This is a genomic window from Streptomyces sp. NBC_00466, assembly GCF_041433995.1.
Lineage (GTDB): Bacteria > Actinomycetota > Actinomycetes > Streptomycetales > Streptomycetaceae > Streptomyces.
Map to the genome: position 1 here is coordinate 175,584 of NZ_CP107896.1, position 19,981 is coordinate 195,564.

Here is a 19,981-nt window from a genome sequence, read left to right on the forward strand (position 1 = left end):
CCTTACGGCCGGCTGCCGAAAAAGGGGAAGACATGAGATCCGTTTCCACCCGGTTGCGTCTGGGGCTGCTCGCCGGCTCCACCGCCCTCACCGCGTTCGTGTCCGTGGGCACGGCCACCGCCGCCGGCGGGCCCGTCAGCCTCAACGGCAGCTGGGCGCCGTTCTCCCGGTGCCCCGTGGACGCTCCGGCCATGCTCGCCGCCGACGGGCAGAACGACACGGCGCTCTGCGTCTCCTCACACTCGGCGAACGGCTCCATCAAGCTCGGCAACTCCGTCGTACCCACCGGGGCGAGCGATCTGCAGCTCGGAGTGATCACCCACCCCGACGGATCGTCGACGCTGGTCTCCCCCGCCGGCGGCGCCCTGGTGGCCGACTCCGCGCAGCTCCCGGGCGGCCTGCTCGGCCTGATGTGCCCGAGCAACGTCCCCGTGGTCAGCGGCATCTGCAAACAGATCACCGACAACACCCTCAACAGGGTCACCGCCACCATCGAATCGGTGAACAACCCGAGCGGCTTCACCCTGCTGGCCGGGGCCACCACGGGGAAGCCGATCGTGACGCTGCCGGTCCGGATCCATCTGCAGAACCCGTTCCTGGGCGACAAGTGCTACATCGGCACCTCGTCGGACCCCATCCTGCTGCGCCCGCAGAACCTCACCGCCCCGACCCCCGGAACCGAGGCGTTCGACGCCGACGGCACCGCCGACCCGGACGGCGCCCTGGGCCGGATCAACCTCGTGGGCGCGAACCAGGGCGACTCGTCGTACGCGGTCCCCGGCGCCAGCGGCTGCGGGCTTGACCTGCTGAACTGGGCGGTGAACCTGAAGACGGCGCTGCCGTCCCCGTCGGGTAGGAACAGCGTGACCCTGAACAGCGCGGCGACCTATGTCGCCACGCTCAACGACCCGGGGAGCGTCGCCCCCGGCGAGGGCAAGGCACTCTCGGACGCCTGGCACTCGGCCGTCCGTCCCTGACGGTCCAGCACGGCCTGCCCCGATGGGGCCGCCCCGGCAGCCGGGGCGGCCCCATCGGCCTGCCGGCCCCGGTGGCGCGGCCCGGCACAGGGCCCGGTGCCGACAACCAGCCATTCATGACGGGCGGCCGATGTGACGGAGCGTCACATCACCGCTTGGCGGCCCCGGAGCCCGGGAGTTCCGGCATATCGGGCGGGCAGAGGTTGTTGGGCGAGTCAGGAATGCACGTCGTCCCCTGGTTCATCTCGATACTGTTCCCGGGCCCGGAAAGGGATGCGGTGAAAAGCGGGTCCAGGTCCTCACCGTTCGCACCGCACCCGGAGAACCTGGGAATGTCTATCGTGCCGTCGAGTGTGCCGCCGTAGAAGACATTGGTGTATTTGGCACCACCGTTGAGAACCACCTTGTACGGCGTCGCGGTCCGGCAGGAACTGCCGACATCCAGAGGGGTCCCGTTCACCTTCACGTCGTACAGGCGCAGGGACTGTTTGAACGAGATCACCGAGAACACGCTCGTGCCGACATTCCCGGTCGATATGGTGACCGGCCCTGTCTCGAAATGCACCTTCGCCGTGACCGGCTGGAAGCCGAACGTCAGAAACGTCGATTCGGCGTCGGGGAGCCGCAGGTCCGCCAGCGAGTCGAGCCGCAGATAGAGGCCGCCCGGCTGGACGCTGGACCGCACCGATGAGTGGACGACCGCCAGCACACTGATCGTCACCGGCTTGTGCTTCGGGTCATTGATGATCATCGCGCCGTTGAGCTTGCTGACGTTGGCCACCCCGAGGGCGTACGCGCAGCCCGGACTCCCGGGCAGGTCGTACTCCCCGGGTGTGGCGCCCGGCGGCGCCACCGGCGCGTCGCTGATGTCGACCTTCCCCTTCGGCAGCACGGTCGGGCACTTGCCCACCGGGGCGGGGTCGGACCTGGGCTGCACCGTGACGCCGCCGTCCGCCTCCTTCCGCCCCTTCCCGTCGGCCGGAGTGCTGGGCTCCGGGCTGCCAGGCGCCGTGGAGGGTCCGGCGCTTCCGGCCCCCGGCACCGGAACGGTCCCCAGCCGCAGGTCCTGTCCGGCGGCCGGCTCGCAGCTCAGCGGCACCGGTTCCGGGGCGCCCTGCTGTCCGGTGGAGGGCGTCGCGCTCAGCAGCCCGAGCTTCAACTCGCCTGCTGCCAGGGTGACATCACCCGTGCCGCCCACTGTGACGGTGGGCACAGGGCCCGAGTGGACGAGCCGCACATCGCCCTCCGCCGGGACCGGCGTACTGGGCGCGGCGAGATCCGACCACATCGCCGTGGCCGACTGGTCGTTCTGGCTCACCTTGACGGCGAGTGACGCGGTACTCAGTACCGCGTCGGCACCCTTCGGCAGCAGCGCCGACAGGTCCTGGCGCGCCAGCCCGACCGTGACCTTCACCGGCCCCGGCTGCACCGGTTTGCCGACCTGGGCGGATGCCGGCAGGTTCATCGCCACCTCGACGGTGGCGTGGCCGGAACCGGAAGGGAGGCCGCAGTCGTACGAGAGGGTGGCCGGGGTACCGCCCTCACCGGCGGCCGAGCCGTTGCCGGCCAGCAGTCCGGCGACGAGCGCGGCCGCCGCGGCGGAGGCCAGCCGTACCGGCCGTCTGCCGCCCTGCAAAGGTGTCCTGGGATTCATGCCGGCCCTGCCCTCCGCCTCATGAGGCGCCTCATACGGTCTGTTCTCTGTTCTCCGGCGGTCGTCCGCCGCCGCGCGGTCCCGCCGGACCGTCCCGCCGGACTGCCGCGCGGCCTGTCGGCTGCCGGACCGCAAACGTGAAATCCGGGCCGGAGGCAGCCCTGCTGCCTCCGGCCCGTACCGCTGCGCCCACCGGGGTTACGGCGTGCTGATCACCGGCAGGGTGCTCACGGCGTACGAGGCGTTGAAGCTCGCCACGTCACCGTTGTTGATGAGGCCCAGGCAGCTCGCGTTCGACGCGACCAGGCCGTTGCCGGTGCCGTCGATCACCAGGGCGTGGGCCGTGTTGTCGTAGTGGCCGTTGACCGTACCGGTGAAGTCGGCCGCGCAGCCGACGCCCGAGATGTGCGCCGAGATGGCGCTGACGGTGCCGTTGACCCAGGTCGGGTGGGTGGCGTTCATGCTGACCGCGTTGATCTTCCACGGGGTGGCCTTCATCGTGACGTTGAAGGAGATGCCGGCCACGCTGCAGCTGGTGAACTTGATGGTGCCGATGGTGCCGATCCCGACGCCGTCGGGGCTCGTCGCCTGGAGCGAGCCCGCGGTCACGTCGGACGAAGCGCAGTTCAGAGTCGCCGCGGGCACCGCCAGTGAGGGGTTGACGGCGTGCGCGGTGTAGGCGCCGGAGTGGGTGACCGTCCACGAGGACGTGGCGGTGGCCGAGGCCGATGTCGCGGCCAGCCCGACGGCCGCACCGATGGCGGCGGTCACGACTGCGGCTCTTGCGGCAAGCTTGTGCATGGTGTGATTTCCCTTCGTGGCGTCTTGATCAGATTCCCGGAGTTCCGTCCCGAGCAGAACGGAGCCCCCACGAGGTTCACTTGGCCGGACGGCGGTTTCGTCCCGGGCGACCGCTTGTCCCGACCGTGCGGCGATGACGCTACGATTGAGTAACCTGAGTCCGCAATGGCCCGTACGAAGAAATCCGGGCGCGGGTTCTGCGGGTTCGATTTCCTGTTGTCCGGCGAGTAAGGGAACAGGTCCGCATTAGCCGAAAGTGAGTAATTCCGCACGGCCCGCCGTGCACCCCGGCGTCAGCTGCCCGTTCCGGGACGGACCAACTCACGGTGTCACAGCACCCGTTCCGGCCCGTGCTTTTTCTTGTCAGGAAATGACAAGGGAACGCGCCGGAACAGGAGAGGAATTGACCGGCCGACCCGTCCGGCGACCGGAACTCACGCCACCGGTTGGCTGGATACGCTCCCCGCTCACCTCCGTCACTGTCATGGCTGTGTCCACCCGCCCCCGGCTTCGGCTATGTTCGGCAACCCAAATTGGTACGCACCTGAAGGTCTCCGGGAGCGCTCTCCCGTCGGCCACCCCCACCGGGCGCCGGAGAGCAAGGGGTCGAGGAATGCCGGGAGTTGCACAACCCTCGGACATAGGAGAACCACTGGGACCGCTTCCCCAGGAGTTCGCGGCCGTCATGCGGCCCGAACTCCCCAGCCTGATCAAGGAAATCGGGCTCGAGGTCACCCGCGCCTACCCCGAGTACGCACGGCTGCTCGAAGGCCCCTACGCCCAGGGCATCCGGATCGGCGTGGAGCAGAACATCTCCGTCTTCATCGACCAGGTCGCCGAGCCCACCACGTCGTCCGCGCTGCGGGACGAGATGTGCCGGAGATTCGGCCGCTTCGAGGCGTACGAGGGCAGGAGCCTGGACCAGCTCCAGGGCGCGTACCGGCTCGGCGCCCGGATCGCGCTGCGGCGGGCGAAGCGGGTGGGGCGGCGCTACAACCTCTCCCCCACCCTGATGCTCACCTTCGCCGACGCGCTGTTCACCTATGTCGACGAGCTCGAAGCGCTCTCCCGCGAGGGCTATCTGGAGGTCAGGACGGCCGACGGCGACCAGCTGGACACCCAGCGGCGCCGCCTGCTGCATCTGATCCTCGCGGGTTCACCGGTACCGCGCGCCGCCGTCGCCGAACTCGCGGAGCAGACCTGCTGGACGCTTCCCGAGCAGGTCACCCTGGTCGCCCTGCGCCCACCCGCGGGTATCCCTACGGCCCTTCTGGACAACGATGTCCTCGTCGATCCGGCGGAGCCGCAGCCCCATCTGCTGGTTCCCGGGCCTTTCGACGAGCGAAGACAGCGCATGCTCGACGCCGCACTCCCCGGAGCGCACCGCGCCATCGGCCTCGACGTCCCACTCGCGAACGCCGCGGACTCGCTCCGCTGGGCCCGCCGGGTGCTCGACCTCGTCGACACCGGGATCATCGGGGACGCGCCGACGATCCGCTGCGAGGACCACCTGGTGACTCTCTGGCTGCTCTCCGACCGGGCCCTCCTCGAACAGCTGGCCGGGCGTGAGCTGGCCCCCGTCTCCCACCTAACCGCGAACCGCAGGGACCGTCTCCTGGAGACGCTGCACGCCTGGCTCGCGACCCGCGGCACCGCCGCCCAGCTGGGTGAGGTCCTGGACGTGCACGCACAGACCGTCCGCTACCGGATGCGCACCCTGGAGAGCATCTTCGGCCAGCAACTGTCCGATCCGGAGCGGCGGTTCGCCATCGAGATCGTCCTGCGCGCGATGCGGCTCGAATCGAGCGGCAGCTGATCCCGTCCGCTCCTCCAGGCCCCCCTCGCTTCTTCAGGCCCCCTCGCCCCTTCAGACCCCCTCGCTCCTTCAGACACCCGCTTCGTCAGACCCCCGCCTCTGCGGGCACACTCCCCCGGGACGCCGGCCCGGCCGTGGACCGCTCGCCTTGCCCGTACGCCTACCGCGCCATAACGTGACCCATCAGTAAGTTTACTCAGCAGTAAGGAAGCGCTCGTGGCGGACAGCATCAGCGAGAGACTCGCGGAGCTGGATTTCGCGTCCGTCTCCCCGCAGGAGTTCGCGAAGATCATAAAGGGGCTCTCCACCAGGGAACTCGGTGAAATCGCCCGCAGCGACCTGCGACAGCGGGTGCTCGCGGAGGTATTCGGGCGCGTGGAGCGGCAGTTCCGCCCGGAGAACGCCGGTTCGCTCGCCGCCGTGATCCGCTGGAAGGTCACAGGCGCGAGCGACGTGGTGTACGAGACCACGATCGGCGACGGGGTGTGCACCGTCACCGAGGGGCGCTCGGAGGCCGATCCGCGTCTCACGCTCACCATGGGCGACGCCGATTTCCTCAGGCTGGTGTCCGGCAACGCGAGCCCGGTGGCCCTCTTCCTGCTGCGCAAGGTCAAGATCGCGGGAGACGTGGGCCTGGCCTCGGGACTCACCCGGTACTTCGACATTCCCAAGGCCTGAGCAAAACCTGAGACGTGGTCAGAAGACAGGTGGCCCGGAGGACCGCAGCACGCGTGGACCCGGGCGTCATATCCACTGAGTCACGGGTACCGCCGAACGGCTGAACCTCACGGCCGGGCGATCGCTGGTCCGGGCCCCAGCGTGTGCGCCGTTCGCGCGCCGGTGTGAGGGTGCCACTGTGACCACCGCCAGCAGTACGGCCCCTGCCGCGCCCCCGGTCCTCGACGTACGGCAGCGGAACATCGTGTTCGGCACGATCATGCTGGGTGTGCTGCTGGCCGCTCTCGACCAGACGATCGTCGGTACCGCGCTGCCGACGATCGTCTCGGACCTGGGCGGGGCGTCGCACATGTCCTGGGTGGTCACCGCGTATCTGCTCGCCGAGACGGTCTCGACCGTCCTGGTCGGCAAGTTCGGTGACCTCTTCGGCCGCAAGCTGATCTTCCAGGTGTCGGCGATCATCTTCATCACGGGCTCCTTCCTGTGCGGCCTGGCCACGGACATGTCCCTGTTGATCTCCTGGCGTGCGGTCCAGGGCATCGGCGCGGGCGGGCTGATGGTCACGGCGATGGCCCTGATCGCGGATGTCATCCCACTGCGCGAACGCGGCAAGTACCAGGGCGCGATCGGTGCCGTCTTCGGGGTGTCCACGGTGATCGGCCCGCTGCTCGGCGGTGTGTTCACGGACCATCTGACCTGGCGCTGGGCGTTCTACGTCAACGTCCCGATCGCCGTCCTGGTGGTGATCGCGGCCGCCCGCAACATCCCGTCCGTCAGATCCGCCAGCCGGCCGGTCATCGACTACCTGGGCATCGCGCTGGTCACGGTCGGGGCGAGCGCGCTCATCCTGGCCACCAGCTGGGGCGGCAACCAGTACGCCTGGGGCTCCGGCGAAATCATCGGTCTCTTCGCTCTCGGCCTCGCCGCGCTCGCGCTGTTCTGCGTCGTCGAGACGCGTGCGGCAGAACCGATGCTGCCCATGCGGCTGTTCACCAACCCGGTGTTCGCGGTCTGCTCGATCCTCAGCTTCATCGTCGGCTTCGCGATGCTCGGGGCGATGACCTTCCTGCCGACCTATCTGCAGTACGTCGACGGGGACTCGGCGACGATCTCCGGTGTACGGACGCTGCCGATGGTCGTCGGGCTGCTCATCGCCTCCGTGTTCAGCGGGAACGTCGTCAGCAAGACGGGCAACTACCGGATCTTCCCCATCGCCGGATCGCTGGTGATGGCGGCGGGGCTGTTCCTGATGTCCCGGATGGGCCCGCACTCGGGGGTGTGGCGCGAGTCGCTGTACATGTTCGTCCTCGGCCTCGGCATCGGGCTCTGTATGCAGGTGCTGACCATCGCCGTGCAGAACACCGTGGACTACGCCGATCTGGGCACCGCGACCTCCGGCGTGACCTTCTTCCGTACGCTCGGCAGCGCCTTCGGTACCGCGGTGTTCGGCACGATCTACGCCAACACCCTCAAGCCGAAGCTCAGTACGGCCATCGGTGAGGCGGCGGGGGTGTCCGGTACCGCCCCGGCGCAGATCGCCCGGGCCGCACAGGACCCGAAGTCGCTGCACCGGCTCCCCGGCGCCACGGCGGCCCCGATCATCCAGGCGTACGCGCACACCATCCACACCGTCTTCCTGTGGACAGTGCCGGTCGCGCTCATCGGTTTCGTCGTGGCGCTGTTCCTGAAGCAGGTGAAGCTCCGCGACTCCGCCCGCGCCGGGTCGACCGACATGGGTGAGGGCTTCGCCGCCCCCGCGTCCGGTGACTCGGCCAAGATGCTGGAATTCTCCGTCGCGAAGATCCTGCACAGCCAGGATCCGGACCTGGCCCGCCGGATCGTCGCGGAGTCCGACACCCGGCTCGACATGGCGGGCGCGTGGGCCGTGATGCAGGTCGAGCTGCTCACCCGGCTGGTCGGGCACGCGAGCATCGGGGTGACCGCCGCCCGGTACCGGATCCCGCCGGAGGTGCTGGTGCCGGTCTTCGACCGGATGGTCGACGAGGGCTACCTCACCCGGGACGGCAACCTCTTCTCGCACACCGAGGCCGGCCTCCGGGAGGCCGAGACGATCACGGCGGCCTGGGCGCACTGGCTGAACACCCGGCTGGAGGCGGACACCGGCAGGCCGCGCAGCGCCGAGCTGCGGGCGGCGGCGGACGCCATCGCCAAGCGGCTGCTCGCCGAGGATCTGGCGACCGGTCTGCCGCGCGCCCGCGGGACGGCGACGGCCGCGCGCTGACCCGGGCCGGGCTCGGCGTCCCCCGGGAGAACGCCGCAGGTCAGGGGGGGCCGGAGTCAGAAGGCCGGGCGTTCTTTCATAATGGTGTTCGGAGCTTCCGCTGCGGAGGCCCCGGACGACCACGGCAGTCAGGCCCGCCGGCCGGACCAGCAGCGCCCATTCCTGGAGGAAGAACCGCATGAGCGAGGAGCACCCGGAACGGCGCCCGGCCGGCGAGCTGGAGGCGAGCGTGCTGGCCGTGCTGTGGGCGGCCGGGGAGCCGCTGACCCCCGCCGATGTGCAGAGCACCCTCGGCCGGGGGCTCGCCAGGACCACCGTGACGACGATCCTGAGCCGGCTGCACGACAAGGGATGGGTCACCAGGTCCCGGGAGGGCCGCGGCTTCGCCTACACCCCGACCGAGGACTCCCCGGGGCTCACCGCCCGCCGGATGCACTCCGAGCTGGAGAAGGAACAGGACCGCTCCACGGTGCTCGCCCGGTTCGTCTCCCGGCTGAGCTCCGACGACGAGCGGCTGCTGCGCGAGCTGCTGGAGAGCGAGGGCAAGTGATCTACGCGGTGTGGGTACCCCTGCTGATGCCCCTGCTCGTGGCGCCCGCCGCCCGGTGGCTCGCCGAGCTGCTGGCGCCGCGGCAGGCCGTGCGGCTGCTGACGGCCGCGGCGCTCACGCTCGGCGGCTGCTCGGCCACGGCGCTGGGGCTGCTCGTCGTGGCGGGTCTGCTGCGGCTGCCGCCGGTCGCCGCCCTCGGCCGGCTGATCCACCCGGTGAGCGGTGGCGGGCCGGGCACCACCGTCGCGGCCGTGGCGGCCGGTGCGGCGCTCGCCGTCTGCGCCACCGCGCTGGTACGGACCGTACTGCGGCAGCGCGCCGAGCTGCGCGCCGCCCGGCGCCACGTCGGGGCCGGCGGTGAGCTGGCCGTGGTCCGGGACACCGCCCCCGACGCGTACGCGCTGCCCGGCCGCCCCGGCCGGATCGTCGTCACCACCGGGATGCTGCGGGCCCTGGCACCGGCCGAGCGCGAGGCCCTGTTCGCCCATGAGCGCGCGCACCTCACGGGCCGCCACCACCTCTTCATCGCGGCGGCCGAGCTGGCGGCGCACTGCCACCCGGCGCTGCGCGGACTGCGGGCACCGCTCGGTTACGCCCTGGAGCGCTGCGCCGACGAGTCGGCGGCCGGGGCCGTGGGCGACCGCTCGCTCGCGGCCCGTGCCATCGGGCGCGCCGCGCTGGCCGCCCACCGGGTGCCCGCCGCGCGCCCCAGCGTCGTACTCGCCGCCACGGCCGGTCCTGTCCCTCGCCGGGTCGCGGCGCTCCTGGGCCACCGTCCGGCCGGCGCCCCCCGCCACGGGTGGCACGGGCGGGCCGCCCGTGCCCTCGCCGGGGCGCTGCTGGTGTGCCTCTCGCTGTCGGCGGGCGGGGCGCTCGACGCCGCGACCGATCTGCACGGCGGCATCGAGGCGGCGCAGGCCGCGTCCGGCCACCACTGACGCGTCCGCCGGGGCGTTGCTCCAGCGCACCGGACGCGCACCCGATGCGCCCCGGCGGAATGCCCCACTCAACACCCCTGCTGTGGCGGCCGACCGCCGATTAACATCTCGAAGATGTTGACGAACTGGGCGGGGAACATCGCCTTCACGGCACAGCGCATCGACCGGCCCACCACCCTCGACGAGCTCCGCAGGCTCGTCGCCACCTCCGCCCGGGTGCGCGTGCTGGGCAGCGGTCACTCGTTCAACACCATCGCGGACACCGGCGGCACGCTGGTCTCGGTGGCCGGGCTGCCCCCGGAGATCGAGGTGGACCGGGCCGCGTCCACGGTCCGGGTCGCGGCGGGCGTACGGTACGCCGAGCTGGCCAGGGAGGTGCACGCGCACGGACTCGCCCTGCCCAACATGGCCTCCCTCCCGCACATCTCCGTTGCGGGCTCCGTGGCCACTGGTACCCATGGGTCGGGGGTCGCACTGGGCGGGCTGGCCACTGCGGTCAGGGAGCTCGAACTGGTCACAGCCGACGGCGAGTTGCGGACGATCGGCCGCGACCGGGACAGCGAGCGCTTCGCCGGGTCCGTGGTCTCGCTGGGCGCGCTCGGCGCTGTCACCTCGCTCACCCTGGATCTGGTGCCGGGCTTCGAACTGGCGCAGCGGGTCCGCACCGGGCTGCCCCTGTCGGTCCTGGACGAGCACTTCGACGCGGTGACATCGGCGGCGTACAGCGTCAGTCTCTTCACCGACTGGAGCGGTCCGCACTTCGGGCAGGTGTGGCTCAAGTACGCGGCGGGCCACGAGCCCGAGTTCCCCTGGGCCCCCGAAGCGCCGGGTCCGCTGCACCCCGTACCGGGTGTGCCGCCCGTGCACTGCACCCAGCAGCAGGGCGTGCCGGGGCCGTGGCACGAGCGACTGCCGCACTTCCGGGCGGAGTTCACGCCGAGTTCGGGCGAGGAGATCCAGTCGGAGTATCTGGTGGACCGGCGCCACGGGCTCGCCGCGCTGCACGCCGTGGACGCGATCCGGGACGTTGTCGCACCGCTGCTGCAGGTCTGCGAGGTGCGGACGGTGGCCGCCGACGACCTGTGGCTGAGTCCGGCCTACGGCCATGACACGGTCGGGCTGCACTTCACCTGGCTCAAGGACACCGCGGCCGTCCTGCCGGTGCTCCGGCTGCTCGAAGAGCGGCTGGAGCCGTTCGCCGCGCGTCCGCACTGGGGGAAGCTGTCCACCGTGCCGGCCGGGCGGCTGCCCGCGCTCTATCCGAAGCTGGCCGACTTCCGGCGCCTGGCCAGGGAGTCCGACCCACAGGGCAAGTTCACCAACGCCTTCCTGGCGCCGCTGCTCGATGACGCCCGAGCGACGGACACGAGCTCGTCGTACCCGTCGTAAGGGCGTTGTCGCGCCCACCCCGGCCCGGGAGACCCCAGAGCGAGGAGAGCAAGCACCGATGAGCACCCCGTACTACGAAGACGTGTCCCCCGGCAGCGGCGTCCTTCCGGCGCGTGCCAGGTATGCGGCATCCGATGCCATGGCCATGTCGCTGAACGGAAGGTGGCGCTTCCGGCTCTCGCCGACCGCCGACGCGGCCGACGACTCGTTCGCCGCGCGGGGGTACGACGCGAGCGGCTGGGACGAGGTGGCGGTCCCCGGCCACTGGGTCCTCCAGGGACATGGTGCGCCGATCTACACCAACCACCTCTACCCCTTCCCGGTCGACCCGCCACGCGTACCGACCGGCAACCCGACCGCCGACCATCTGCACACGTTCGACCTGCCGTCGGAGTGGCCGTCGGCCGGTGACGCCGTGCTGCGGTTCGACGGGATCGAGTCGTGCGCCCGGGTCTGGCTGAACGGCGAGGAGCTGGGCGAGTTCAAGGGCAGCAGGCTGCCCCACGAGTTCGCGGTGGGCGCACTGCTGCGGCCCGGCGGCAATGTGCTCGCGGTCCGCGTCCACCAGTGGTCGTCCGGGTCGTACCTGGAGGACCAGGACCAGTGGTGGCTGCCGGGTATCTTCCGCGATGTCACGCTGCTGCACCGTCCGGAGGGCGCTGCGGGGGACTTCTTCGTGCACGCCGCCTACGACCATGTGACCGGCCTGGGGACCCTGCGCGTGGACAGCACGGTCCCGGGCCGGGTGACCGTACCGGAGCTGGGGGTCGAACTCGCGGCAGGCGCCGAGGTGTCGGTGCCGGTCGAGCCCTGGACGGCGGAGACCCCGAGGCTGTACGACGGTGAACTGGCCACGGCCGGTGAGCGGGTGGCGCTGCGCATCGGCTTCCGTACGGTCCGGGTCGAGGACGGCGTCATCAAGGTCAACGGGCGGCGGATCCTCTTCCGCGGGGTGAACCGCCACGAGTTCCACCCGGACACCGGCAGGACGCTGGACCTGGCGACCATGCGGGCCGATGTGACGCTGATGAAGCAGCACAACATCAATGCCGTACGCACCAGCCACTACCCGCCCCACCCCGACTTCCTCGGTCTCTGCGACGAGCTGGGGCTCTGGGTAGTCGACGAGTGCGACCTGGAGACCCACGGCTTCACCGAGCAGGACTGGCGCGACAATCCGGTCGACGACGAGCGCTGGACCCCTGCCCTGCTGGACCGGGCGGCCCGCATGGTGGAACGCGACAAGAACCACCCGTCGGTCGTCATCTGGTCGCTGGGCAACGAGTGCGGGACCGGACGCGGGCTCACCGCGATGGCCGGCTGGATCAGGGACCGCGACCCGGACCGGCCCCTCCACTACGAGGGCGACCCGTCGTGCGCGGACACCGACATGTACTCGCGGATGTACGCCTCGCACGCCGAGGTGGCGGCCATCGGCCGCGGCGAGGACGGCGGACCCGCCGAGCGGCGCCGACTCCCCTTCATCCTCTGCGAGTACGGGCACGCCATGGGCAACGGTCCCGGTGGCCTCACCGAGTACCAGCAGCTCTTCGACGCGTACGAGCGCAACCAGGGCGGCTTCGTCTGGGAGTGGATCGACCACGGTCTGACCCACCCCGGACTCGGCTACGCGTACGGCGGTGACTTCGGCGAGGAACTGCACGACGCCAACTTCGTCTGTGACGGGCTGCTCTTCCCGGACCGCACCCCGTCCCCCGCGCTCGCCGAGTACAAGAAGGTCATCGAGCCGGTCGGTATCGACGGCGGTGCGGCGGCGGGGACGGTCCGTATCCTCAACCGCTACGACTTCACCGGTCTGTCGCACCTCGTCTTCGAGTGGTCGTACGAGGCGGCGGGCGGGACCGTGGGTACAGGCGTCCTCGACGTACCGGCGCTGGCACCCGGCGAGCGGGCCGAGGTACCGCTCCCCGCACCGCCGGACACGGACCCGGACACCGAGAGCTGGTGGACGGTGCGGGCGCTGCTCGCCGACGGCAGCCGCCACGAGGTCGCCTGGGCCCAGCTGCCCGCCGCGCCCCGGCAGCGGACGGCCCCGGCCGTGCCGGAGAGCGCCGGCCCGCGCCGCGACGGGGAGCTGATCACCCTCGGCCCGGCCGCCTTCGACGCGCGCACCGGGGAGTTGCGGACGGTCGGGGGCACCGCGCTGCGGGGGCTGCGGCTGGACGTCTGGCGGGCGCCGACGGACAACGACAACGGCAGGGACCCGGTGACCGGCGCCCGCTACGGGCAGCTCTGGCGCGAGCTGGGGCTGCACCGGATGCAGCACCGCCTGGACGCCGTCGAGCTGTCCGGCACCGCGCTGACCGTACGGACCAGGGTGGCGCCCGCGGCGCGGGACGCCGGCCTGGCGACCGTGTACCGGTGGACCGGCGACGGGACCCGGTTGCGGCTCACGGTGTCCGTCACGCCCGAAGGCGGGTGGACGGTGCCGCTCCCCCGGCTCGGCATCCGCTTCGCGCTGCCGGCCGGCGCCGACTCGGCCGTCTGGTTCGGCGGCGGCCCCGGCGAGGCGTATTCCGACACCCGGGCGGCGTCGCGGCTCGGCCGGTGGGAGTCGTCGGTCGACGGCCTCCAGACGCCGTACGTCCGCCCGCAGGAGAACGGCGCCCGGGCCGACGTCAGGTGGGCCGCGATCGGGGGCGTACGGGTGGCGGGTGACCCGGAGTTCTCCTTCACGGCGCGCCGCTGGACGACCGAGCAGCTCGACGCGGCGGAGCACCGTACGGACCTGCGCCCGGCCGGCCGGGAGGTCTGGGTGAACCTCGACCACGCCCAGCACGGCATCGGCTCGCAGTCCTGCGGGCCCGGTGTCCTCCCGCAGCACCAACTCCACGCGGAGCCAGCCGAGTTCGGCTTCACCTTCACCGAGGAGACCGGGGAGACCGAGGAGACCAGGGAGACTGAGCAGTCCGTCGAGTCCGTGTCCTGAACCGGTACGCACAACGGGCCGGGCCGGGCCGGGCCGCACACCGGCGCCGGGCCCGGTGTGCGGTCAGCCCGTGGGCAGTCCGGCCGCGGCGGCGACCAGGGCGTCGAGGAGCGGCCGGAACAGCGGATGGTCCTCGGCGCCGCTGCGTACGGCGGCGAACACCCGGCGGGTGGCGGCCGGGCCCTCCACCGGGCGGACCACCGTGTCCTTCAGCTCCATCCCGCGCAGCGCCGAGCGGGGCACCAGCGCGACCCCCGCGCCCGCGCCGGCGAGCGCGACGACCGCCCTGAAGTCGTCCGACGAGTGCACCAGGCGTGGCTGGAACCCGGCGCGCTCGCAGGCGAGGAGCACCACGTCGTGGCAGGGGTTGCCCGGATAGGGCCCGATCCACTCGCTGTCGGCAAGCTCCGCGAGGGTGACGTGCGGGCCCTGGCCGAGGGGGTCGTCCGCGGGCAGCACGGCGTCGAAGGGCTCGGCGTACAGCGGCACCCGGGCGAGCCTGCGGTCGTCCTCGCGGGGAGCGCCCCGGTACTCGACGGCCAGCGCCAGATCGGCCTCCCCGTCCAGGACGAGGGTGAGGCTCTCGTCCCCCTCGGAGTCCCTGGCCCTGACCCGGATGCCGGGGCTGCGCTCGGCGAGGCTGCGGATGGCCGGGGCCAGCACCTCGGCGATCCCGGTCGCGAAGGCGGCGACGGTCACCTCGCCGGATGCTCCGCCCGCGTAGGAGGCCAGCTCGGCCTCGGCCCGCTCCAGCTGGGCGAGGACGGCGTGGGCGTGCGTGAGCAGGATCTCACCGGCGGCCGTCAGCCGGACCCCGCGGCCGCTGCGGGTCAGCAGCGCGTGCCCGGTCTCCTGCTCCAGCGCGGCGAGCTGCTGGGAGACGGCCGATGGGGTCAGATAGAGCGCTGCGGCCGCGGCGGTCACCGTACGGTGGTCCGCCACGGCCCGCAGGATGCGCAGGCGGCGAGGGTCGATCACCCTGCCATTGTCGCCCGTGCGTCGATGAACGCCGCCACGGCCCGCTCCACGTCGGCGGTGGAGTGCGCGGCCGAGAGCTGGACCCGGATACGCGCCTTGCCCATCGGGACCACCGGGTACGAGAAGCCGATCACGTAGACCCCGCGTTCGAGGAGCAGCTCGGCCATCCGGCCCGCCTCGGCGGCGTCGCCGATCATCACGGGGGCGATGGCGTGGTCGCCGGGGAGGATCTCGAAGCCGGCTTCGGTCATCTCCGTGCGGAACAGCCGGGTGTTGGCGTCGAGGCGCTCGCGCAGCTCACCGGCCGACTCGATCAGGTCCAGGACCTTGAGCGACGCGGCGGCGATCACCGGGGCCAGCGAGTTCGAGAAGAGGTACGGGCGCGACCGCTGGCGCAGCAGGGCGACGATCTCGGCGCGGGCGGCGACGTATCCGCCGGAGGCTCCGCCGAGCGCCTTGCCGAGGGTGCCGGTGATGATGTCGACCCGGTCCATCACCCCGTGCAGCTCCGGGGTGCCGCGGCCGCCCGCGCCGACGAAGCCGACGGCGTGCGAGTCGTCCACCATGACCATCGCGTCGTAGCGGTCGGCCAGATCGCAGATCTCGGCGAGCGGGGCGACGTACCCGTCCATGGAGAACACGCCGTCCGTCACGATGAGCCGGCGGCGGGCCCCGCCCTCGGTCGCGGCCTTGAGCTGCTGCTCCAGGTCGGCGAGGTCGCGGTTGGCGTAGCGGAAGCGGCGGGCCTTGGAGAGGCGGATGCCGTCGATGATGGAGGCGTGGTTGAGGGCGTCGGAGATCACCGCGTCCTCGGCGCCGAGCAGCGTCTCGAAGACTCCGCCGTTGGCGTCGAAGCAGGACGAGTAGAGGATCGTGTCCTCCTGGCCGAGGAAGGCCGACAGGCGCTGCTCCAGCTCCTTGTGGACGTCCTGGGTACCGCAGATGAAACGTACGGACGCCATGCCGTAGCCCCAGCGGTCCAGCGCATCCTTGGCGGCGGCGACCACGTCGGGGTGGTCGGCGAGGCCGAGGTAGTTGTTGGCGCAGAAGTTCAGTACCTCGCCGGACGCGACGCCGACGGCCGCGCTCTGCGGGGTGGAGATGACACGCTCTGGCTTGAAGAGACCAGCTTCGGTGATCTCGTCGAGGGTGGCGCGCAGACCGTCGCGGACGGACTCGTACATCAGGGTGCTCCTCGTGGTGTTCGGGTCAGGAGGTCCGGGTCAGGCCGTCCAGTCGAGAATGATCTTGCCGCAGTGGCCGCCGGCGGCCTCGTCGAAGGCCGCGTCGAAGTCCTGGTACGCGTACTTGCCCGTGATCACCGGGGAGAGGTCGAGACCGCCTTCGAGCAGCACCGTCATCGCGTACCAGGTCTCGAACATCTCCCGGCCGTAGATGCCCTTGACCGTGATCATCGAGGTGACGATCTTCGCCCAGTCGACGGCGAACTCCTCGGCGGGCAGGCCCAGCATCGCGATACGGCCGCCGTGGGTCATGTTGTCCACCATGTCGCGCATGGCCTCGGGCCGCCCGGACATCTCCAGACCGATGTCGAAGCCCTCCTTGAGGCCCAGGCTGCGCTGCGCCTCGGCGATGCCGCTCTCGGCCACATTGAGCGCGAGGGTCGCACCGGCCTTGCGGGCCAGGTCCAGGCGGTAGGGGCTGACATCGGTGATCACGACGTTGCGCGCACCGGCGTGCTTCGCCACGGCCGCCGCCATGATGCCGATCGGGCCCGCGCCGGTGATCAGCACGTCCTCGCCGACCAGCGGGAAGGAGAGCGCGGTGTGGACGGCGTTGCCGAACGGGTCGAAAATCGCGGCGACATCGAGGTCGACCTTGGTGCGGTGCACCCAGACGTTCGACGCGGGGAGCACCACGTACTCGGCGAACGCGCCGTCGCGTCCCACGCCGAGGCCCACCGTGGAGCGGCACAGGTGCCGGCGTCCCGCGAGACAGTTGCGGCACTTGCCGCAGACCAGGTGGCCCTCACCGCTGACCAGGTCGCCGACGGCGATGTCGCTGACGTCGGCGCCGACCTCGGCCACCTCGCCGACGAACTCGTGACCGAGGACCAGCGGTGTCCCGACGGCCTGCTGCGCCCAGCCGTCCCAGGAGCGGATGTGGAGGTCCGTGCCGCAGATGCCGGTGCGCGCCACCTTGATCAGTACGTCGCCGGGTCCGGCCTCGGGCTCGGGGACGTCCAGGAGCCACAGCCCGGGCTCGGCATGCTGCTTGACAAGGGCCTTCATCGCGGCGGCTCCAGGCGTGACGGTGACGTACGGGACGTTCGGGACGTCCGGTGGACATCACCAATCTGCCGAGCGGCGGCCTCCCAAGTCCATCGAGGATTTCTTAAGCGGGGTCACAGCGGAGCTTCACGCGGCGTCCCGGCGGCCTTCGCCCGCCCTCTCCGAACCGCCCCCGAGCCACCCCCGAGCTGTCCCCGAGCTGTCCCGCCGGCAGCCCAGGACGCTCCCCGGAACCACACACCGACCGGCCCACGCACGCGCATCGCGTGAAAGTTCGGTGGAGGTCAATCACCCCCGGGTAAAGCGGAAGTGACGGTTCATCACTTCTCTTCCGCTGGGCTCCCGGCCCCTTCATCCTGGACCCATGCGAATCACTCTACGCGCGTTGCGCACTCGTGCTGCTGCCGTCGGCATCGCCACCGCGATCGTCGTCACGCCTACCGTGTTCCTCGCGACCGAAGCCCACGCCACCGTGAGCGGCACCATCTGTTACGGCGCCCTCCCCTCCCAGGCACACGACACACTGGACCTCATCAAGACCAACGGCCCGTTCCCGTACTCGCAGGACGGAGTCGTCTTCCAGAACCGGGAGGGCGTACTGCCGTCGCAGTCGACCGGCTACTACCACGAGTACACGGTGAAGACCCCGGGCAGCCCGACCCGCGGGGCCCGGCGCATCATCACCGGTGAGAAGACCGCCGAGGACTACTACACCGCCGATCACTACGTCACGTTCAAGCAGGTCGACTTCACCTGCTGACCGGGATCACCGCTCCGCTCCGCCGTCTCCGTCCATGACCCCGTCTCCCTCCACGGATCCGTCCACGTACACCCAGGCGCCCTCGTACCGCTCGAACCGGCTGTGCTCGCGAAGCTCGCCGGGCTCCCCCCGAAAGGTGTAGTGGGCGCGGAAGGTGACGGTGCCCGTGGTGTGGAAGGCGGTGCCCCCGGTGGTCGCCAGGATCTCCAGGCGCTGCCACCGCTGCCCCGCGTCGAAGTCGACGCGGGGCGGCCTTGTTTCCGGGTGCCAGCTGCGCAGGAGATACGCGGAGTCCTCGACGGCGAAAGCGCTGAACCGGGACCGCATCAGGGCCTCAGCGGTGGGCGCGGCGGACTGCCCGCTGTGGAAGCGCCCACAGCACTCGCCGTACGGGGCGGGCAGACCGCAGGGGCAGGGCGCGTCGGCGGCGGGCCGGCTCCGCTGGGACTGGCGGGGCTGCTGGGGACGGTGTGACCGGGGAGTACGTCGGGACATACCCAGCATTCTGCCCGCAGACGGCATTCGGCGGCGCGGGGGCTCCCGTACGGGGCGGACATCCGCCTGCCGGATATCCGCTTGCTGCGGCGGCGGTGCGCTGACTAGGTTCACCGGGCCTCCCGAACCGCCTTCGCCGTACGAACCGCCCTCGCCGCCCGAAGGTCCTCGCGATCCGCACCGCCCTCGCGATCCGCACCGTCCTCGCCACCCGAACCGTCCGCATCTGCCCTGGAGTTGCCTTGTCCGTTCGCGTCACTCCGCTGACCGACCCGGGGAGCAGCCCGTCGAGCCACCGCCTGGTCTGGCTGGCGTCCGACGCGGACGGCAACCCTGTCGGCTCGCTGTTCCTGCGGCTGTTCACCAAGCCGGGCCAGGACCATCTCGCGGAACTGGAACTCCAGGTGCACCCGGCCGAGCGGCGCAGGGGTACGGGGTCGCTGCTGCTCGAAGCGGCCGTGGACGCCGCCCGGCAGGACGGCCGCGGCACCGTCATCGCCCAGGCCGGAGCCGGTTCCGACGGGGCGGCCTTCCTGGCGGGCCGGGGCTTCCGTGCTGTCCTGAGCCTCACCTTCACACGGCTCGCGCTCGCCGGCGCGGACCTCCCCGCCCTGGCCCGCATCGTCGCGCAACGCAGGCCCGGCTACCGGTTGCTGTCCTGGGACGGGACGGTGCCCGACGAGCTGGCGGACACGTTCGCGGCGTCGCACCGCGCGATGGACGACATGCCGATGGGCGACACGGACTACGGCACGGTGGTCTGGGACGCGGACCGCGTCCGGGAGGCCGCCGCGGTCGTCCGTGAACGGGGCGACCTGCTGTACACCGTGGCGGCGGTGGACGAGTCGGACGGCTCGATCGCCGGGTTCACCGAACTGGTCGTCCCCGGCGACGGTACGGGCGACGCCCAGCACTACGGCACCGGCGTACTGCCCGGGCACCGGGGGCGCGGACTGGCGCGCTGGATGAAGGCCGAGGCGATCCGCCGGACCCGCGAACGCCACCCCGCGCTAGGCGGGCTGCTCACCGACACCGCCGACAGCAACCTGCCCATGCGGGCCGTCAACGACGCGCTCGGCTACACACCGACCCACCGGACGACCGAGTACCAGCTCGATCTGGACCCGAGCGGGGAGCGGGGAGCGGCAGCCGCACCGGCCAGCTAGCCTGCGGATCATGTTCGTACTGGAATTGACCTACACCGGCCCCATCGAGCGCGTGGACGAGTTGCTCGGGGAGCATGTCGCCTGGCTGGACACGGCGTACGCGGCAGGCGTCTTCATCGCGTCGGGCCGCAAGAACCCACGCGACGGCGGGATCATCCTCGCGGTCGGCGACGACCGCACATCGATGGAGAAGCTCACCGCGACGGACCCGTTCGCCATCGCGGGCGTCTGCGCCTACCGGATCACCGAGTTCATCGCGACGAAGACGGCACCCGAACTCAACGCGTACCGCCAGGAGTTGTAGCGCGGAGCGGTGGTCCGGCCGCCGGGCAGCC

General features: G+C 71.3%; 17 protein-coding genes. 11 read left to right on the top strand and 6 right to left on the bottom strand.

Annotated features, from left to right (window positions below; all coding sequences use genetic code 11):
- The first annotated feature begins 32 nt into the window (after positions 1 to 32).
- Entirely contained in the window at positions 33 to 977 is a 945-nt protein-coding gene (locus OG210_RS00800) for a hypothetical protein (protein ID WP_328333699.1), read from the top strand.
- 148 nt (positions 978 to 1,125) lie between these two features.
- Here the strand turns inward: OG210_RS00800 and OG210_RS00805 are convergent, their stop codons facing one another.
- Both OG210_RS00805 and OG210_RS00810 read right to left on the bottom strand, forming a co-directional pair.
- A complete protein-coding gene (locus OG210_RS00805) occupies positions 1,126 to 2,631 on the bottom strand; it encodes a DUF6801 domain-containing protein (protein WP_371534767.1) in 1,506 nt (501 codons plus the stop codon).
- Positions 2,632 to 2,829: 198 nt separating this feature from the next.
- Positions 2,830 to 3,432 carry a hypothetical protein gene (locus OG210_RS00810; RefSeq protein ID WP_328333696.1) on the bottom strand — a complete coding sequence of 201 codons (603 nt, stop codon included), beginning with the start codon at positions 3,430 to 3,432 and terminating at the stop codon, positions 2,830 to 2,832.
- A 613-nt stretch (positions 3,433 to 4,045) separates the two neighbouring features.
- Between OG210_RS00810 and OG210_RS00815 the strand changes: the two genes are divergently transcribed.
- The 7 genes from OG210_RS00815 to OG210_RS00845 all read left to right on the top strand — a co-directional run bounded on the left by OG210_RS00815 (position 4,046) and on the right by OG210_RS00845 (position 13,995).
- Positions 4,046 to 5,248, top strand: a complete 1,203-nt coding sequence (locus OG210_RS00815) for a helix-turn-helix domain-containing protein (RefSeq protein WP_328333694.1) — start codon at positions 4,046 to 4,048, stop codon at positions 5,246 to 5,248.
- A gap of 216 nt (positions 5,249 to 5,464) precedes the next feature.
- Positions 5,465 to 5,926 (top strand): SCP2 sterol-binding domain-containing protein, encoded by a 462-nt coding sequence (locus OG210_RS00820; RefSeq protein ID WP_328333692.1) that lies wholly within the window; start codon positions 5,465 to 5,467, stop codon positions 5,924 to 5,926.
- 178 nt (positions 5,927 to 6,104) lie between these two features.
- On the top strand, positions 6,105 to 8,168 hold the full coding sequence (locus OG210_RS00825) for an MDR family MFS transporter (protein WP_328333690.1): 2,064 nt from the start codon (positions 6,105 to 6,107) through the stop codon (positions 8,166 to 8,168).
- Between the two features lie 178 nt (positions 8,169 to 8,346).
- Positions 8,347 to 8,718, top strand: a complete 372-nt coding sequence (locus OG210_RS00830) for a BlaI/MecI/CopY family transcriptional regulator (protein ID WP_328333688.1) — start codon at positions 8,347 to 8,349, stop codon at positions 8,716 to 8,718.
- Positions 8,715 to 9,656 (top strand): M56 family metallopeptidase, encoded by a 942-nt coding sequence (locus OG210_RS00835; protein ID WP_328333686.1) that lies wholly within the window; start codon positions 8,715 to 8,717, stop codon positions 9,654 to 9,656. The genes OG210_RS00830 and OG210_RS00835 overlap by 4 nt, the downstream gene beginning before the upstream one ends.
- Positions 9,657 to 9,761: 105 nt before the next feature.
- A complete protein-coding gene (locus OG210_RS00840) occupies positions 9,762 to 11,045 on the top strand; it encodes an FAD-binding protein (RefSeq protein ID WP_328335675.1) in 1,284 nt (427 codons plus the stop codon).
- Between the two features lie 58 nt (positions 11,046 to 11,103).
- A complete protein-coding gene (locus OG210_RS00845; protein WP_371534771.1) occupies positions 11,104 to 13,995 on the top strand; it encodes a glycoside hydrolase family 2 TIM barrel-domain containing protein in 2,892 nt (963 codons plus the stop codon).
- A gap of 63 nt (positions 13,996 to 14,058) precedes the next feature.
- On the opposite strand, the gene OG210_RS00850 is transcribed toward OG210_RS00845, so the two are convergent.
- From OG210_RS00850 to tdh, 3 genes are read right to left on the bottom strand one after another with little or no spacing between them, the layout of a single operon-like run.
- Complete coding sequence (locus OG210_RS00850; RefSeq protein ID WP_328333682.1) at positions 14,059 to 14,973, bottom strand: LysR family transcriptional regulator; 915 nt, start codon at positions 14,971 to 14,973, stop codon at positions 14,059 to 14,061.
- Positions 14,970 to 16,157, bottom strand: a complete 1,188-nt coding sequence (locus OG210_RS00855; protein WP_328333680.1) for a glycine C-acetyltransferase — start codon at positions 16,155 to 16,157, stop codon at positions 14,970 to 14,972. The genes OG210_RS00850 and OG210_RS00855 overlap by 4 nt, the downstream gene beginning before the upstream one ends.
- A gap of 39 nt (positions 16,158 to 16,196) precedes the next feature.
- Positions 16,197 to 17,225 carry an L-threonine 3-dehydrogenase gene (tdh, locus tag OG210_RS00860; RefSeq protein ID WP_328333678.1) on the bottom strand — a complete coding sequence of 343 codons (1,029 nt, stop codon included), beginning with the start codon at positions 17,223 to 17,225 and terminating at the stop codon, positions 16,197 to 16,199.
- 364 nt (positions 17,226 to 17,589) lie between these two features.
- On the opposite strand from tdh, the gene OG210_RS00865 reads away from it, so the two are divergent.
- On the top strand, positions 17,590 to 17,985 hold the full coding sequence (locus tag OG210_RS00865; RefSeq protein WP_327294241.1) for a ribonuclease domain-containing protein: 396 nt from the start codon (positions 17,590 to 17,592) through the stop codon (positions 17,983 to 17,985).
- Positions 17,986 to 17,991: 6 nt separating this feature from the next.
- Here OG210_RS00865 and OG210_RS00870 read toward each other — a convergent pair whose 3' ends face one another.
- The gene (locus OG210_RS00870; protein WP_328333676.1) at positions 17,992 to 18,480 is read right to left on the bottom strand and encodes a YchJ family metal-binding protein; all 489 of its coding nucleotides are present in this window, start codon (positions 18,478 to 18,480) and stop codon (positions 17,992 to 17,994) included.
- 242 nt (positions 18,481 to 18,722) lie between these two features.
- On the opposite strand from OG210_RS00870, the gene OG210_RS00875 reads away from it, so the two are divergent.
- Complete coding sequence (locus tag OG210_RS00875) at positions 18,723 to 19,646, top strand: GNAT family N-acetyltransferase (RefSeq protein WP_328333674.1); 924 nt, start codon at positions 18,723 to 18,725, stop codon at positions 19,644 to 19,646.
- Between the two features lie 10 nt (positions 19,647 to 19,656).
- Complete coding sequence (locus tag OG210_RS00880; RefSeq protein WP_328333672.1) at positions 19,657 to 19,950, top strand: YciI family protein; 294 nt, start codon at positions 19,657 to 19,659, stop codon at positions 19,948 to 19,950.
- Positions 19,951 to 19,981 lie beyond the last annotated feature (31 nt).

Excerpts from the sequence above, each read along its gene's own strand:
- OG210_RS00815 (WP_328333694.1), top strand. The coding sequence starts at position 4,046 with ATGCCGGGAGTTGCACAACCCTCGGACATAGGAGAACCACTGGGACCG.
- OG210_RS00830 (WP_328333688.1), top strand. The coding sequence starts at position 8,347 with ATGAGCGAGGAGCACCCGGAACGGCGCCCGGCCGGCGAGCTGGAGGCG.
- OG210_RS00845 (WP_371534771.1), top strand. The coding sequence starts at position 11,104 with ATGAGCACCCCGTACTACGAAGACGTGTCCCCCGGCAGCGGCGTCCTT.
- tdh (WP_328333678.1), bottom strand. The coding sequence starts at position 17,225 with ATGAAGGCCCTTGTCAAGCAGCATGCCGAGCCCGGGCTGTGGCTCCTG.
- OG210_RS00800 (WP_328333699.1), top strand. The coding sequence starts at position 33 with ATGAGATCCGTTTCCACCCGGTTGCGTCTGGGGCTGCTCGCCGGCTCC.
- OG210_RS00810 (WP_328333696.1), bottom strand. The coding sequence starts at position 3,432 with ATGCACAAGCTTGCCGCAAGAGCCGCAGTCGTGACCGCCGCCATCGGT.
- OG210_RS00865 (WP_327294241.1), top strand. The coding sequence starts at position 17,590 with ATGCGAATCACTCTACGCGCGTTGCGCACTCGTGCTGCTGCCGTCGGC.
- OG210_RS00805 (WP_371534767.1), bottom strand. The coding sequence starts at position 2,631 with ATGAATCCCAGGACACCTTTGCAGGGCGGCAGACGGCCGGTACGGCTG.
- OG210_RS00880 (WP_328333672.1), top strand. The coding sequence starts at position 19,657 with ATGTTCGTACTGGAATTGACCTACACCGGCCCCATCGAGCGCGTGGAC.
- OG210_RS00870 (WP_328333676.1), bottom strand. The coding sequence starts at position 18,480 with ATGTCCCGACGTACTCCCCGGTCACACCGTCCCCAGCAGCCCCGCCAG.
- OG210_RS00855 (WP_328333680.1), bottom strand. The coding sequence starts at position 16,157 with ATGTACGAGTCCGTCCGCGACGGTCTGCGCGCCACCCTCGACGAGATC.